Annotated in this window: 16 protein-coding genes; 10 read left to right on the plus strand and 6 right to left on the minus strand. The window is 70.7% G+C overall.

Translation table 11 applies throughout. The features are described 5' to 3' along the window. The first annotated feature begins 191 nt into the window (after positions 1-191). The 4 genes from DJ81_RS03365 (at position 192) to DJ81_RS03380 (ending at position 3,619) form a co-directional block, all read left to right on the plus strand. A complete protein-coding gene (locus tag DJ81_RS03365; RefSeq protein ID WP_094522231.1) occupies positions 192-1,469 on the plus strand; it encodes an aminotransferase class V-fold PLP-dependent enzyme in 1,278 nt (425 codons plus the stop codon). A gap of 349 nt (positions 1,470-1,818) precedes the next feature. Further along, positions 1,819-2,352 carry a response regulator gene (locus tag DJ81_RS03370; protein WP_094522230.1) on the plus strand — a complete coding sequence of 178 codons (534 nt, stop codon included), beginning with the start codon at positions 1,819-1,821 and terminating at the stop codon, positions 2,350-2,352. A 94-nt stretch (positions 2,353-2,446) separates the two neighbouring features. Further along, entirely contained in the window at positions 2,447-2,869 is a 423-nt protein-coding gene (sufU, locus tag DJ81_RS03375; RefSeq protein WP_094522229.1) for a Fe-S cluster assembly sulfur transfer protein SufU, read from the plus strand. Between the two features lie 84 nt (positions 2,870-2,953). Continuing rightward, positions 2,954-3,619, plus strand: a complete 666-nt coding sequence (locus tag DJ81_RS03380) for an Sjogren's syndrome/scleroderma autoantigen 1 family protein (RefSeq protein ID WP_094522228.1) — start codon at positions 2,954-2,956, stop codon at positions 3,617-3,619. A 96-nt stretch (positions 3,620-3,715) separates the two neighbouring features. On the opposite strand, the gene DJ81_RS03385 is transcribed toward DJ81_RS03380, so the two are convergent. Both DJ81_RS03385 and glmM read right to left on the minus strand, forming a co-directional pair. Further along, complete coding sequence (locus DJ81_RS03385; RefSeq protein WP_094522227.1) at positions 3,716-4,006, minus strand: hypothetical protein; 291 nt, start codon at positions 4,004-4,006, stop codon at positions 3,716-3,718. 201 nt (positions 4,007-4,207) lie between these two features. Continuing rightward, positions 4,208-5,569, minus strand: a complete 1,362-nt coding sequence (gene glmM / locus DJ81_RS03390; RefSeq protein ID WP_094588449.1) for a phosphoglucosamine mutase — start codon at positions 5,567-5,569, stop codon at positions 4,208-4,210. A gap of 131 nt (positions 5,570-5,700) precedes the next feature. Here glmM and DJ81_RS03395 point away from each other — a divergent pair, with 131 nt between their 5' ends. Beyond that, positions 5,701-6,303 (plus strand): hypothetical protein, encoded by a 603-nt coding sequence (locus DJ81_RS03395; protein WP_094522225.1) that lies wholly within the window; start codon positions 5,701-5,703, stop codon positions 6,301-6,303. A gap of 61 nt (positions 6,304-6,364) precedes the next feature. On the opposite strand, the gene DJ81_RS03400 is transcribed toward DJ81_RS03395, so the two are convergent. From DJ81_RS03400 to DJ81_RS03415, 4 genes are all read right to left on the minus strand, one after another. Further along, entirely contained in the window at positions 6,365-6,973 is a 609-nt protein-coding gene (locus DJ81_RS03400; protein WP_094588451.1) for a hypothetical protein, read from the minus strand. A gap of 43 nt (positions 6,974-7,016) precedes the next feature. Further along, a complete protein-coding gene (locus DJ81_RS03405; RefSeq protein ID WP_094588453.1) occupies positions 7,017-7,403 on the minus strand; it encodes a hypothetical protein in 387 nt (128 codons plus the stop codon). Continuing rightward, positions 7,403-8,098 carry an ATPase domain-containing protein gene (locus DJ81_RS03410; protein ID WP_094558402.1) on the minus strand — a complete coding sequence of 232 codons (696 nt, stop codon included), beginning with the start codon at positions 8,096-8,098 and terminating at the stop codon, positions 7,403-7,405. Before DJ81_RS03410 ends, DJ81_RS03405 begins: the two co-directional genes overlap by 1 nt. A gap of 105 nt (positions 8,099-8,203) precedes the next feature. Continuing rightward, a complete protein-coding gene (locus tag DJ81_RS03415; protein WP_094526308.1) occupies positions 8,204-8,683 on the minus strand; it encodes a chemotaxis protein CheW in 480 nt (159 codons plus the stop codon). 102 nt (positions 8,684-8,785) lie between these two features. Between DJ81_RS03415 and cheB the strand changes: the two genes are divergently transcribed. From cheB to DJ81_RS03440, 5 genes are read left to right on the plus strand one after another with little or no spacing between them, the layout of a single operon-like run. Continuing rightward, positions 8,786-9,910, plus strand: a complete 1,125-nt coding sequence (cheB, locus tag DJ81_RS03420) for a chemotaxis-specific protein-glutamate methyltransferase CheB (protein WP_170938230.1) — start codon at positions 8,786-8,788, stop codon at positions 9,908-9,910. Then, on the plus strand, positions 9,910-12,189 hold the full coding sequence (locus DJ81_RS03425) for a chemotaxis protein CheA (protein ID WP_094588455.1): 2,280 nt from the start codon (positions 9,910-9,912) through the stop codon (positions 12,187-12,189). The genes cheB and DJ81_RS03425 overlap by 1 nt, the downstream gene beginning before the upstream one ends. Further along, positions 12,186-12,989, plus strand: coding sequence for a protein-glutamate O-methyltransferase CheR (locus DJ81_RS03430; RefSeq protein ID WP_094588457.1), 804 nt, complete (start codon positions 12,186-12,188; stop codon positions 12,987-12,989). The genes DJ81_RS03425 and DJ81_RS03430 overlap by 4 nt, the downstream gene beginning before the upstream one ends. Then, positions 12,989-14,200: a HEAT repeat domain-containing protein gene (locus tag DJ81_RS03435; protein ID WP_094522217.1), complete on the plus strand. Its 1,212-nt coding sequence runs from the start codon at positions 12,989-12,991 to the stop codon at positions 14,198-14,200. Before DJ81_RS03430 ends, DJ81_RS03435 begins: the two co-directional genes overlap by 1 nt. Next, on the plus strand, positions 14,201-15,073 hold the full coding sequence (locus DJ81_RS03440; protein WP_094522216.1) for a CheF family chemotaxis protein: 873 nt from the start codon (positions 14,201-14,203) through the stop codon (positions 15,071-15,073). Positions 15,074-15,087 lie beyond the last annotated feature (14 nt).

Raw genomic sequence — 15,087 nt, forward strand, 5'->3', positions numbered from 1 at the left:
GCGCGAGCCGTCGCGGCTGGGGTTTCGGAGGTCTTCAGGGCTGACTTCCGAGCAGCCATTTATAATCGAGCGGCCGGAGCGTTGGCGGTGACTGAGATCGTCCCTTTCTTTTAAGAACGATCCGCGTCCGAGTCGCGAGCAACACCTGCCGGACCGAAGATGTGTTAGTGCTCGGGGCCCAAATCAGCGTAATGGGAGTTCAGGAGCAGTACCCGTTCAACGTGGAAGCGCTCCGGGCAGACTTCCCCGTCCTCGACCGGAAGGTCGGCGGGGATCCGGAGTCGCCGGGACAGGGACCGGGCGACGACACGCCGCTCGTCTACCTCGACAACGCGGCGACCTCGCACACCCCCGACCCGGTCGTGGACGAGATCTCGGACTACTACCGGAGCTACAACGCCAACGTTCACCGCGGCATCCACCAGCTGAGCCAGGAGGCCTCCGTCGCCTACGAGGAGGCCCACGACGCGGTCGCCGACTTCGTCGGCGCCGCGGGCCGCGAGGAGATCGTCTTCACGAAGAACACGACCGAGGCGATGAACCTCGTCGCCTACGCGTGGGGCCTCGAGGAGCTCGGTCCCGGTGACAACGTCGTCCTCACCGAGATGGAGCACCACGCCTCGCTCGTCACCTGGCAACAGATCGGCAAGCGGACCGGCGCCGACGTGCGCTTTATCGACGTGACCGACGAGGGGCGGCTCGACATGGACGACGCGGCGGACCTCATCGACGACGACACGCAGATGGTGTCGGTCGTCCACATCTCGAACACGCTCGGCACGATCAACCCGATCGCCGAGCTGGCCGACCTCGCGCACGACCACGGCGCGTACATCTTCGCCGACGGCGCGCAGTCGGTGCCGAACCGCGCGGTCGACGTCGATGAGCTCGGGGTCGACTTCTTCGCGTTCTCCGCGCACAAGATGTGCGGCCCGACCGGGATCGGCGCGCTGTACGGCCGCGAGGAGCTGTTGGAGTCGATGCAGCCGTACCTCTACGGCGGCGACATGATCCGGCGGGTCTCCTTCGAGGACTCCACGTGGGAGGACCTCCCGTGGAAGTTCGAGGCCGGGACGCCCTCGATCGCGCAGGGGATCGGCTTCGCTGCGGCGATCGAGTACTTAGAGGAGATCGGGATGGACCGCGTCGAGGCCCACGAGGACCTCCTCGCCGAGTACGCCTACGACGAGCTGTCGGCGCTCGGCGGCGTGGAGATCTACGGGCCGCCCGGCGACGACCGCGGCGGCCTCGTCGCGTTCAACGTCGAGGGCGTCCACGCGCACGACCTCTCCAGCATCCTCAACGACTACGGGATCGCGATCCGCGCGGGCGACCACTGCACCCAACCCCTCCACGACGAGATGGGCGTCTCCGCCTCCGCGCGCGCCTCCTTCTACCTCTACAACACCGTCGAGGAGGTCGACGCTCTCGTCGAGGCCGTCGGCGAGGCGCGCGACCTGTTCGCCTGAGGCCCCCGCGCGTCGACGCGGGCGGCCGTTCGCTCGGATCCGCCGCGATACGCGAGGCCTGAGTGTGCCGAAACCGCCGGACCGGAGCGGCAAGTCGAAGACCACTAAGTAATCGCTTCTCCGGCCGCCCCCGAACCGTCGTTCGGTTCCGCTGTTCGACGCTCCCGGCTCGCATCGTTTCCACCGTCTGCCCGTCGATCGTCATCACAAGCGATCGGGCCGCTGGCAACCCGAGAGGCGTGACAACGGTGGTCGCACAATTATTATTACTATCCGAGTAAAAATAGTAAAACGAGAGCGACGTCCGTTGCAATCGGCCGTAGCGGCGTTGCGAAGATATCACCCGTTCATGACCGACACTTCACCGTCCGCCGCCGCGCCCGATGCCCAGACAGAGATGCACGCCGCCGACCGCGACTCGACGCCGGAACCCGACTCCGTCGCGGTGCTTCACGTCGAACCCGACTCGCGCGCGGCGGAGCTGTTCGCGGCGTTCACGGACCGGTCGGTCGACGGGGTCACGGTCCGGTCGGTCGACGGGGTCGCCGCGGCGTTCGACGCGGCCGACGCGGTCGACTGTGTCGTGACCGAACAGCGGCTGCCGGAGGGCTCCGGCGTCGAGTTGGTCCGTCGACTCCGCCGCGACGGGAGCGACGTGCCGGTGCTGTTCCACACCACCTGTCGCGAGGGCGAGACCGAGGCGTTGGCGCTCGAAGCCGGCGCTGACGGGTACTTCACGAAGCGCTCGGAACGCGGGCAGTACGAGCGCCTCCTCGAACGGCTCCGCGAGCTCGTCGCCGGCAACGGCCCCCGAACCGCCGAGACGGCGGCGCCTCCGTCCGGGCCGAGGCCGGGCGCAGAGACCGCCGGATCCGAGGAGTAGTCGGTGTCCGCCGCTCGTCGGCTCGCGGTCCCCGCGCCCGGTCGTCACAATCGACGGAACCCTTTTGTCCCGCACTGGCCTACTTGAACCCGATATGGGACTGGGCTCGGACATGTACCGGCAGCAGATCCTCGACCACTACAAGAACCCGCGCAACTACGGTGAGCTCGAGGAGCCGGACTTCACGCACGTCGGCGAAAACCCTTCCTGCGGCGACACGATCCGGATGGACGTCGACCTCGACGAGGCGGGCGAGACGATCGAAGCGGTCCGGTTTACGGGCGACGGCTGCGCCATCTCGATGGCCTCCGCGAGCATGCTCTCGGAGCGGCTCCACGGGATGGCGGTCGAGGAGCTCCACGGGATGGACACCGACGACGTCACGGAGATGCTCGGCGTCGACATCTCACCGATGCGGGTGAAGTGCGCGGTCCTCGGCCGGCAGGTCGCGCAGGACGGCTCGAAGATCCACCGCGGCGAGCTCGACCCGGACGACCGCACGATCACCGAGGAGTAGCCGACGGCGGAGCGGCGGTCGCCGCCGCGCCCCGGTCGTCCCGAGCCCACCGGACTTTTGCTCGTCAACCACGTTCGTCCGCCCATGAGCGACGGGTTCGACAAGGAGGCCGAGCGCGAGAAGCTCCGCGAGAAGCTCGCGGACGACGAGGAGAAGCGCGAGCACACGCAGCGGATGTCGGAGCTCCTCTTGCAGGGGGCGACGATGACGAACCGCCACTGCGACGACTGCGGCGACCCCATCTTCCGGAAGGACGGGCAGGAGTTCTGCCCGACCTGCCACACGGTCGACGCCGCGGACGAGGGGAGCGCCGACCCGACCGCGGGCACCTCGACTTCGGCCGCGTCCGGAGACGTCGGCGCGGACGCGGTCGACCGCTCGCCGACGCCCCCGACTGACGGAGCGCCGTCCCCGGCGACCGGCGCGAACGGTTCGGCCGAGCCGCGGCGCCCCGACCGGGAGTCAACTGGGACGCCCTCGGAGCCGTCGACTGGGACGCCCTCGGAGCCGTCGACTGGGACGACCCCGGAGCCGTCGACCGGGGTCCCCGACCCGACCGCGGGCGCGTCCGAGAGCCCCCCGACGACGACTGCCGGCTCCGAGAGTGTCGCCGACGCCCGGGCGTCGCTGACGCGGACGCTCCATCGGTTCGCCGTCGCGGCCGAGGAGACGGACGACCCGCGGCGGGCGCGCGACCACCTACGGGCGGCCCGCGAGGCGGCCGAGGCGCTCTCGGCGCTCGACCGGTAGGGAGCGACGCGAGCGGACGCGGCGCCTCAGAACAGAGAGAGAACGCGAACGAGCGGTCCGAAGCCGCGGATACCCGATCCTTTCGAACGCGCGCCGTCAGGCGCCCGTCGCCCGCCCGGCCGGCTCCATCTCCTCCCAGCTGGGACGGCGGTCGCTCAACAGCGACCGGACGATCCGGACGACGGCGTCGGTCCCGTCGCAGCAGTCCACCTCGCCGCGCTCGACGCGCCGGACGAAGCGGTCCAGCTCCTCCAGCGTTACCGCTCCCGACGCGACGGCGCCGGTGATCGTCTCCGTTTTGCTCTCCATCGTCCGCACCAGATCGATCGGTGCGGTCGAACCGTCTCGGTCGATGCGCGATGCGACGCCGGGCTTCTTCGCGGCCATGTCTATTCTTACTACAACATGAGTTAATATATTACTACCGGTAACTGACGGGGTTCTGTCACGTGTCGTCGACGCGGTCTCGCCCCCCGCGTTCGACCGACGACGCGGCGCGTCCGCACGGAGCTCGCGGGCCGGCGAACGGCGCCGCCTCGAGCGAGACGCGTCGCTCCCGGCGTCTCCGTCTCAAGCTTCGGTCGCCGACTACCGCCCGCTCTCGACGGCCACCAGCATGTCCGTCGCGAGCTGCTCGGCGCGGTCCGGGTCGGCGGACTCGGCGTAGATCCGGACCTTCGGCTCCGTGCCGGAGGGACGCACGAGCACCCACGCGTCGCCGTAGTCGAGGCGGTAGCCGTCGGTGGTGTTCGGCTTCGCGTCGGCGGTCTCGACGTACGCCCGCGCCGCGGAGAGCATCTCGTCGCGCTCGGCGGCGTCGGCGTACTCCACGTTCCGGCGCACGAAGTGGTAGTCGGCGTAGGGCGCGACCACGTCGCTGACCGGCTCGCCGGCGTCCGCGAGCAGTTCGAGGAAGCGAGCGCCGATGTACGCGCCGTCCCGCGAGAGCCGGTACGGCGGGAAGAACAGCCCGCCGTTCCCCTCGCCGGCGACGGGTACGTTGACTCCCGCCTCGTGGAGCTCGCGCGTCCGGGTGATGATGTTCGTCGCGCCGATGGGGGTCAGCTCAAGGTCGGCGTCGTTCGCGTCGCAGACGTCGACGAGCCGCTGGGAGACGTTGACGGCGCTGACGACGCTGTCGCCGGGCTCCACGCAGGCGTCGGCCATCGCCGCGAACGAGGTGTCGCCGTCGACGAACCCGCCGTCCTCGTCGACGAAGACGGCGCGGTCCGCGTCGCCGTCGTGGGCGATCCCCACGTCGGCCTCGGAGGTCGCGACGAGCCGGGAGAGCGCTTCGAGGTTCTCCGCGATCGGCTCGGAGTCGCGACCGGGGAAGTGGCCGTCCGGCGTCGCGTTCACCGTCAGCACGTCACAGCCGAGCTCGCGGTAGATCCGCGGCGACGCCACCGACGCCGCGCCGTGACCGGGGTCGACCGCGACCGTCAGCCCGGCGTCGGCGATCGCCTCGCGGTCGACCGCGTCGAGCAGCTGGTCGACGTAGTCGTCGACGGCACCTTCGACGGCCGTCGTCGCGCCGGCGGTCCGCCAGTCGGCGAGGTCGTACTCGTCGTCGAGGACGCGGCGCTCGACGCGTTCGAGCACGTCGACCGAGAGCTCGACGCCGTCGTCGCCGACGAGCTTGATCCCGTTGAACTCCGGCGGGTTGTGCGAGGCGGTGACGAGCACGGCCGGGACCCCCGTCGACTCGCAGTAGTTCCCGACTGCGGGCGTCGGCACGACGCCGAGTCGGTCGACGTCGCAACCCACGGCGGCGAGCCCGCTCGCGGCGGCGTTGACGAACAGCTCGCCGGTGGTGCGGGTGTCGCGGGCGACGGCGACCCGGTCGGCGTCCCACACCGATCCGGCCGCCTTCGCGATGTCGAGGACGAGCTCCGGCGTGAGGTACCGTAGCGCGACCCCGCGAATGCCGCTGGATCCGAACAGCTCCATGGCCGGTCATGGGCCGGCCGACGGGAAAGCGGTTCCGAACCCCGAGCGCGCCGAGGCGGTGCGGCCCGTCCGAGGGGGCGTCGGTCGCCCGAACGCGTGCCCTTGAAACCGGTCCCGCCCCTACGGTTCGCATGGAGCGCACGCGACGCGACCTGTTGGCGCGGACCGGGGCGACGCTGGCCGCGACGGGAGCGGTCGGCGCCGCCGGCTGCCTCGACTTCGCCGCCGGCGACGGTCCGCAGGGGCCCGAGGGGACCCCGGAGACGCTGTCCTGCGGGGACGACGAGTTCGTCCGGCTCTCGCAGCCGTTCGAGAAGGAGGTTGCGGGGACGCTCGTCGAGACGGCCGAGACGACCGTCGAACTGTCCGCCGAGGGCAACTCGGAGACGTACGGCCAGTCGCTCCGGTTGGTGTTGCGGAACACCGGCGACGAGCCCGCGACCGCCCTCGGGCGACACGCCTACTCGGTCCAGCGGGAGACCGCGGCGGGCTGGCTCGACGTCCGCGGCTCGACGACCGGAGAGGCCGTCGAGCTCCCCCGTACCGAGGAGGCGTTCGGCCCGACCGGGGCGTACAGCTGGTCGATCGACCTCGACGAAGAAGCGATCGCCTCGGCCGTCCCCGACCTCGACCTGACCGTCTGTCCGCCGCTCGGTCCCGGGACGTACCGGTTCGTCTACTGGGGTATCGTCGACGCGCCGCCGCTGGGGGCGCAGTTCGAGCTGATCGGGTGAGCGTCGCGGCCGCCGGATCCGGTTCCGGTTCCGGTTCGACCGGCGCGGTCGCCGCTTCCGATCAGAACTGCGTCCAGTCGGAGGGGCCGCCCACCCGCCCGCGGACGCGGAACTCGCGGTCGTCGCCCTCCACGCGCGTCTCGACCACGACCTCGAACGGCTCGTGAAGGGTGTGGACCACCTGCTCGTCGTGCGCCGTCGACCCGACGACGCCGACGAAGGGCCACCCCTCCCCCGACGTCTGCGAGGTCATGACGCGGGTGAATCGGTAGATGCGCTCGGGGTCCCAGTACATCAACAGCTGGGAGAGCGAGTAGAGGCCGACCGCGCGGTCGCGGCCGGTCGAGGACTCGACGACGTCGGTGAACTTGATCCCGATGTCGGTGAGGTTCCCGGCGCTGCCGACGTACTTGGTCGTCGGCGTGTCGTCGCGCTTGTCGCCCTGCTCGTGGGTGACGCAGTCGATGACGGTCACGTCGTCGCCGTCCCGTCCCGTGATCGACTCGTAGTCGCCGCGGACCTTCTCCGCGGTGCGGCCGGTCGAGATGACGACCGGTTCGTCCGTCCACTCGGCGAGCATCCGGTTGAACAGGTCGTACTTCCCGCTCATCGGGGGGCCGCTGACGAGCACGCTGTCGGCGTCGCGGACAGCGTCGGGAAGCACGGTCATGTGTCTGGGTTGAGGGGGTATCGCGTAAAACCCTTCCGAGGGATCACTTCCGCAGCATCGACGGGAGGTCGAGTGACGATGGGGGACCCTCTCGTGGCGGTCGCGTTAGTGTCAGATCCGTTATCGCTCCGGGCAGCGCGGCTCCGACGGGCGACTCGCGGGGCGTCCCCGCGGCGTCGACGAGCGTCTCCCAGACCTCCTCCGGGTCGTCCGCGTCGTCGGCGGCGTCGAGCGCCTTGGTCCGCCCCTCGTCGTACGCCAGTTCGACGAGGCTCCTGTCGTACGCGCTCGGGAACGCCTCCATCACGCGGTCGAGCTCGGCCGAGCGCCCGTTCCCGACGCCCGCGGCGACGCCGAGGGCGAACGCCCGTCGAACCGCCTCTTCGCGAGTGAGCTCGTTCCACTCCGTGCCGAAGGTCCGGTCGTACATCAGTGGGTCACCGTCGTGGCGGCGCCGACGCGGAGCCCGCCGTCCGTGAACTGAACGTCCTGTATGTCGGTGTCAACGTCGGTCCCGCGCATCTTCAGCACCTGGACCCCGCGCTGCATTCCGTCGTCCTCGAGGTAGTTGTGCATGAAGACGACGCCGTGCGCGAGGTAGTGCTCCTCCGAGTACGCGCTCGGGTCGGTCATCTCGGAGATGAGGAGCGTCGTCGCGTCGGTCCGCTTCAGCGAGGAGAGCAGCTGGATCATCGTGTCCTCGTCGTCGTCGAGGAGGAACCGCAACAGCATGGTGGAGTCGAAGACGACGCGGTCGATGTCGCGGGAGTTGATGAAGCCGGTGAGCCGGTTCGTCACCCCGGAATGGTCCCGACGCTCGCCCGGGAGGCCGAAGAACCGGCGGCCGTCGGAGGAGAAGGAGTCGAGGAACGTGACTCGGTCCGTGTCGAGCGCGCGGTCGAACCCGAAGTCGTACCCGCTCATGTCGCGCCGGATCCCCTCCTTGGTCTCGTGCATGCTGATATACAGGACGTCCTCGCCGTTACGGGCGCCCTGCGCGGCGAACTGCGAGCAGAACGTCGTTTTCCCGCTGCCGGGAGGGCCGCTTACAACGTATAAACGACTCTCCGGGAAGCCGCCGTCCACGAGACCGTCGAACCCGGGAACGCCGCTTGTGACGCGCATACGAAGCCACTCGCCGGTCGGCGCATAAGGGTTGGCTCGCGTTTCTCACTGGTGAGAACTGTCGCGCCGCCGCCGTCGTCGCGACGCTCGTCCCGGCCCCGCGAGCTACGCCTCGGCGTCCTCGGGGACCACGTCGGCGGCGTCGATGTCGCCGACGTCCTCGACGTCGGGGGAGACCCAGACGACGAAGCGGTCGTCGGACTTGACGATCCCGCGGATCCCCTCGTCGTCGACGGTCGTGCCCCGATCGACGTCCTCGGGGGCGACGTCGCGGACCTGGAACACCTCGTCGACCATCCAGCCGACGGTACCGCCCTCGTCGATCTCGGCGTCGTCGAACACGACGATGCGCTCGCGCGGGCCCTCCGCCGCGATGTCGAACAGCGTCTTCGGGTCGACGATCGTCGTCGTCCGCCCGCGCAGGTCCATCACGCCCTCGACGTGGTCCGGCGAGTTGGGGATGCGCGTCAGCTCGCCGGCGTCGACGATCTCGTCGATGACGCCGATGTCCAGACAGTACGTCCCGTCGCCTAGTCCGAACTCCAACACCTTCGTGGGCTCGGCCTCCGTCTCGGTGGCTGCCATGGCCTGACCTGCGGCGAAGGGGCCAATAACCGTGTCCCCTGAATTATCAGGGGTGATTACTGGGTCCGTGGATTTATGCTGATTCTGGGCCCGCTATCGCACATGAGTAGGACGACGGATCGGCGGGGCGGTCGCGACGACTCCTTACGAGTGGTTGTCGTCGACGACTCGCCGTTCATGCGGGGCCTGATCGCCGATCTCCTGACGGATGCCGGAGTGGCGGTGGTCGGCGAGGCCGGCGACGGCGCGGAGGCGCTGTCGGTGGTCGCCGAGACGCGTCCCGACGTGGTGACGATGGACGTCGAAATGCCGGGTATGGGGGGGCTGGAGGCGGTCGAGCGCCTGATGGACGAGACGCCGACGCCCGTCCTGATGCTGTCAGCGCACACGGCCGAGGGCGCGGAAGTGACGTTCGAGGCGCTCGAACGCGGCGCGGTGGACTTCTTCTCGAAGCCGGGCGGCGAGGTATCCACCGGCGTCTCGCGCGAGTCCGACCGGCTGGTCGAGGCGGTCAAGTCGGTCGCCGACGCCGACCTCGACGCGGCGACCCGGGACCGACGAGAGAGCGACGCCGACGGCGCCGCGAGCGATCCGTCGCCGGGCGCGACCGCCTCGGCCGGCGCGAGCGGTTCGCCCGGGACCGCGGCCGTGGACGTCGACGGCCCGCTGACGGTCGTGATCGGTTCGTCGACGGGCGGGCCGAACGCGGTCGAGCGCGTGATGTCGGCGCTGCCGAAGGCGGACTGTCGGATCGTCATCGTCCAGCACATGCCGGAGGCGTTCACCGCTCGGTTCGCCGACCGGCTCGACGCCGCCTCGGCGTACGACGTGCGCGAGGCGAGCGACGGGGCGCGGATCGGCCCCGGCGAGGCCGTCGTCGCCCGCGGCGGGAGCCACACGCGAATCGACAGCTACCGCGCCGGGCGGCTCCGCGTGAAGCTCGACGAGGACGACTCGCAGTCGGTGACGCCGGCCGCCGACGTGACGATGCGCTCGGCCGCCGAGGTCGTCGACGACCCGCTGGTCGGCGTCGTGCTGACGGGGATGGGCTCGGACGCCGCCGAGGGGATCCGGGCGATGGCCGACGCCGGCGCCCGGACGATAGCACAGAGCGAGGACACCTGCGTCATCTACGGCATGCCGAAGCGCGCGGTCGAGACGGGCGGCGTCGACGAGGTGCGCGACCTCGACGACGTCGCCGGCGCGATCGTGGGGGGTGAGGCCTGATGGACTCCCACCGCGCCGCGTTCGTCGCCGAGGCGGAGGACGGCATCACGGACCTCAACAACGCCCTGCTCGCGCTGGAGGCCGACCCCGAGGACGCCGAGGCGATGGACGACGTGTTCCGCGTCGCCCACACGCTGAAGGGGAACGCCGCGGCGATGGGGTACGACGACGTCTCCGACTTCGGGCACGCCCTCGAGGACCTGCTCGACGCGGTCCGACAGGGCGACCGCGAGGTGACGCCCGAGCTGATGGACCTCCTGTTCGAGGGGGTCGACACCGTCGAGGCGATGGTCGCTGAGATCGCCGACGCCGGCGAGGTCGCGACCGACCCCTCGGATCTGGAGGGCCGCCTCCGGGAGATGGAGGAACACGGGACCGTCGGCGACGACGCGACCGACGGCGACGGCGACGACACCGCCGACGGCGACGGCGACGACACCGCTGACACCGCCGACGCCGACGGCGACGACGCGACCGACGGCGACGACACGGTTGCCGAAAATGGCGACGACGACGCGGCCGACGGCGACGACGTCTCCGTCCCCGATCTCCCGGCGGCCGCCGCGGGGCTCGACGCCCCCGTGGTGTACGCCGACGTGACGATCGGCGAGACGTCGATGGCGGGCGTCGACGCCGCGCTCGTCCTGCAGGCGCTCGACGGCCAGTTCGACGGCCACGTCACGGATCCGGACCCGGACGCGCTGGAGGAGGGCGAGTACGACGAGGGGTTCGACGCGTTCGTCGCCGGCGCCGACCCCGACGTGGTCGCGGAGGGGCTCGGCGCGCTCACGCAGGTCGAGTCGGTCGCGACCGCGCTCGCCGCCGCGGAGACCGGTGACGCCGCCGACGCGGAGACCGGTGACGCCGCCGACGCGGAGACCGGCGACGCCGCCGCCGACGGCGACGAGTCGAGCGCGCAGGCCGAAAAGGCGGCGCCGGCGCCGACCGAAGAGACCGGCCCCGGCGAGGGAGAGACGGCCGAGGGTGCGCCCGACGGCGAGCCGGCGGAGTCCGAGACGACCGACCGCGACGAGATCAAGTCGATCCGAGTCGACGTCGACCAGGTCGACGAGCTGTACGGGCTCGTCGAGCAGCTGGTGACGAGCCGGATCAAGCTCCGGCGCGAGCTGGAGGCGGCGGACGCCGAGTCGGACACGCTGGACGAGCTCGACAAGCTCGCGTCCAGCCTCCAGGACACGGCGATGGACATGCGGCTCATCCCGTTCTCGCAGGTGTCGGACTCGTTCCCGCGGCTCGTCCGCGACATCTCGCGGGACCTCGACAAGCGGATCGACTTCGAGATCGAGGGCGACGACGTGGAGCTCGACCGCACGATCCTCACGGAGATGCGCGACCCGCTCGTGCACGTCCTGCGGAACGCGGTGGACCACGGGATCGAGTCCGCCGAGGAGCGCGAGGCCGCCGGCAAGGATCCGACCGGACACGTCAGGCTCACGGCCGAGCGCGAGCGCGACCACGTGATAATCGAGGTCGCCGACGACGGCGGCGGACTCGACCCGGACCAGCTCCGCGAGAAGGCGGTCGAGGAGGACGTCAAGAGCCGCGAGGCGGTCGAGGCGATGGAGGACGACGAGGTGTACGACCTCGTCTTCCACCCCGGCTTCTCCACCGCGGAGGAGGTCACCGACGTCTCCGGGCGCGGGGTCGGGATGGACGTCGTCCGGACGACCGCCCGGGACCTCGACGGCTCCGTCGCGGTCGAGAGCGAGCCCGGCGAGGGAACGACGGTCCGGTTCCGCCTCCCGGTCACCGTCGCCATCGTGAAGGTGATGTTCGTCGACGTCGGCGGCACGGAGTACGGCATCCCGATCAAGTCGATCGCCGAGGTCGCCCGCGCCGACGACGTGGAGGAGGTCCACGGCGACGAGATCGTCCGCCACGAGGACGACCTCTACCCCGTGATCCGACTGAACGAGCGCCTCGCGGAGAGCGGCGCCGCGGCGGTCGGCTCGGGAATCGGCGACGGATCCGGAGAGAGCGACGCCGGAGCGGAGGACGGACCGCCGGCGAACGCCGAGGCCGCGGTGAGCGACGCCGAGGCCGCATCGACCGACGGCGGCGTCACCGACGAGGGGATGCTGGTGCGGATCCGCGAGGAGACCCGGCAGGTCGCGCTCCACTGCGACGCGGTGCTCGACCAGGAAGAAGTGGTGGTGAAACCCCTCGACGGGCCGTTGTCCGGGACGCCGGGACTGAGCGGCACGGCGGTCCTCGGCGACGGCGACGTCGTGGCCGTGCTCGACGTGGTGAGCCTATGAGCGGCGAGACCGCCTTCGAGGGCGTCCTCCGTCAGATCGACGACACCGTTCCGTTCGAGCCCGGCTACTACAACGAGTCGTACCTCGACCGCCGGATCACGGCGCGGATGCGCCGCCGCGACACCGAGTCGCACGCGGAGTACGAGCGCCTGCTTCGGGAGGACGACGAGGAGCGGCGTGCGCTGATGGACGCGCTCACGATCAACGTGACGGAGTTCTTCCGCAACGCCGAGATGTGGGACGTCCTCCGCGACGTGCTCCGCGAGCGGACGAGCGAGCAGCGGCGGGTCCGCGTCTGGTCGGCCCCCTCGGCGGACGGTCGAGAGCCGTACTCGGTCGCGATGCTCGCCTGCGACGACCCCGAGATCGACGAGTCGCGGATCGAGGTGCTCGGCTCCGACATCAGCGAAGAGGCGCTCGACAACGCCCGCGACGGCGTCTATCACACGACTCGGACGACGGACATCGCGGAGGAGCTGGAGCCGCTCTCGGACCCCGACCGCTACGTCGAGCGCGACGGCGACACGTTTCGGGTTCGGCGGGCGGTCCAGCGGCTCGTCGACTTCGAGACGCACGACCTGATCCGCGACGGCGCGCGCGACCCGTTCGACGTCGTGCTGTGTCGCAACCTCCTGATCTACATCGACGTCGACCACAAGGGCGCGCTGTTCGACACGCTCGAGGCGTCGCTCGCCGACGACGGCGTGCTCGTGCTCGGGATGACGGAGAGCGTCCCGCCGGAGCGGTCCGACAGGTACGAGCCGATCGACAAGCGCCGACGGGTGTTCGGGAGGGTCTGATGTCCCTGTACCAGTACGCCCGGGACGGGAACGCGGAACGGCTCAGGGACGCGCTGAGCAGCGACAGCGCCGCGGTCCGGCGCCGAGCGGCCGAGTTTCTGGGGGAGGTCGGCGACGTCGACGACCAGGCGACGGTCGAGGGGCTCCTCCGGGCGGCGACGAGAGACGACGACGCGGAGGTCCGCGGCGCCGCGGTCGACGCGCTCGACGAACTCGGACAGGCGGCGCTCGAACAACTGCTCGAGGAGCTCACCGGCACCAGCGGCTCCGAGGCGGAGTGGGTCACCGCCCGCAAGTTCGCCCGCGCGCTCAAGGCCGACCGCCCGGAGCTCCGGATGGCCGCCGCGAACGCGCTCGGCGGGCTCGACGACGCCAGCGGGCTCCAGCACCTCGTCGAGGCGCTCGACGACGAGGACCCACGGGTCAGGCTGCGAGCCTGTCAGGCCTGCGGGACGTTCGCGGACCCGCGGTCGGTGCCGGCGCTGACGGAGCGGCTCGACGACGGCGATCCGCGGGTCAAGCGCGCCGCGGCGAACGCCCTCGGGAACGTGGGGACGGACCAGGCGCTGTCGCCGCTGCTCGACCTCCTCGACGACGGCGACGAGTCGCTCCGGCGGATCGCCGCCGGCGCGCTCGGGAAGGCGAACAACCCCGAGCCGGTTGAGCCGCTGGCGCGCGCGCTCGGCGACGAGAGCGCGGTCGTCCGGAACGCCGCGGTGTACTCGGTCATCGAGCTGCTGTCGAACGTGCCGACCGAGCAGAGCCACGCGGTCCGCGACCGCGTCGTCTCCGAGCTGAAGTCGGCGGACGACGCCACGGTCGTCGAGCCGCTCGTCGAGATCCTCACGGACGGCCAGCAGAGCCGCCAGCGGCGGAACGCGGCGTGGATCCTCGGTCGCGTCGCGGAGCCGGAGTCGGCGCTCGCGGTCGAGGCGCTCGCGGACGCGCTCGCCGACGAGGACGCGCAGACAGCTCAGTTCGCGGCCACGAGCCTCAAGAGCCTCGGAGGCCCGATCGTCGAGGACCGGCTGCTCGACCGGCTCGGCACCGAACACCCGGAGGACGCGCGGGCGAAGGCGGTGTTCGTCCTCGGGCAGATCGGCGGGCAGGAGACGCTGAACCGGCTCGAAGACCTCACCGACGACGAGAGCTCCGCGGTCCGGCAGCGGGTGTTCTCTGCGGTGTCCAAGCTCCGGGCGGGGGGACCGTAGATGTCCGACGGCGGCGGCGAGTACAAGGTGACGGACACGCAGGGTCGCTTCGCGGTCGCCGTCCGAGAGGGTCGGAAGGTGAGCGACGTCTCGTGGACGCCGGGGCGGGTGCTCCTCTCGAACCGGCGGCTCATCCTCGCCGGCAACGACGGGAAGCGAACGATCCCACTCTCGGAGCTCCGGGGGCTGGGCGGGCGCCACGACGCCAACCAGTCGGTCGCGCGCGTCTCGAACTACGTGAGCTTCGACCTCGGAAACCAGGTGCTGTTGGTCGCGGCGTCGGACCACGAGGCGTTCGAGCGCGACGTCTACCGGGCGCTGCTCGACCAGCGGACGGTGACCGCCAAACACCCCGCGATCGAGGGCGGCGTCGTCCAGGAGACCGAGTGGGAGCAGGCCCGCGTGAAGATCGACGAGAACGGGCTCAACGCCGCCTTGGAGAGCGGCGCGTTCGTGAAGTTCGACCTCGACGATATCAGCGGCCTCGACGCGGCCAAACGCACCGTCAACGGCGAGAAGAAGCCCGTCATCGAGGTGTCTCACACCGACGACGAGGGCACCAGCATCGAGACGCACGTCGCCGGCGATCCCAACCGGATGCGGTTCGTCGAGGCGTGGCTCCGGAAGGGCGAGGAGCGCAGTTCGACGAACGTCGACCTCTCCAGCCGCGACCGGGAGGTGTTGATGGCGCTGTACTCCGGCGTCTCGCCGTTCGAGATCCCGTCGTTCCTCGGGATGGACGTCGACGCGGTCGAGGAGACGTTCGAGCGGCTCGTCGAGCTCGACGTGGTCGAGGAGGTGCGGGTGCGCCGCGAGGTGGCGCTCAACTCCCGCGGTCGGAACATCGCCAGCGAGGCGATGAACGAGCAGTGAGCGGTCGGACCGAT

This window comes from Halorubrum sp. Hd13 (assembly GCF_002252755.1).
Lineage (GTDB): Archaea > Halobacteriota > Halobacteria > Halobacteriales > Haloferacaceae > Halorubrum.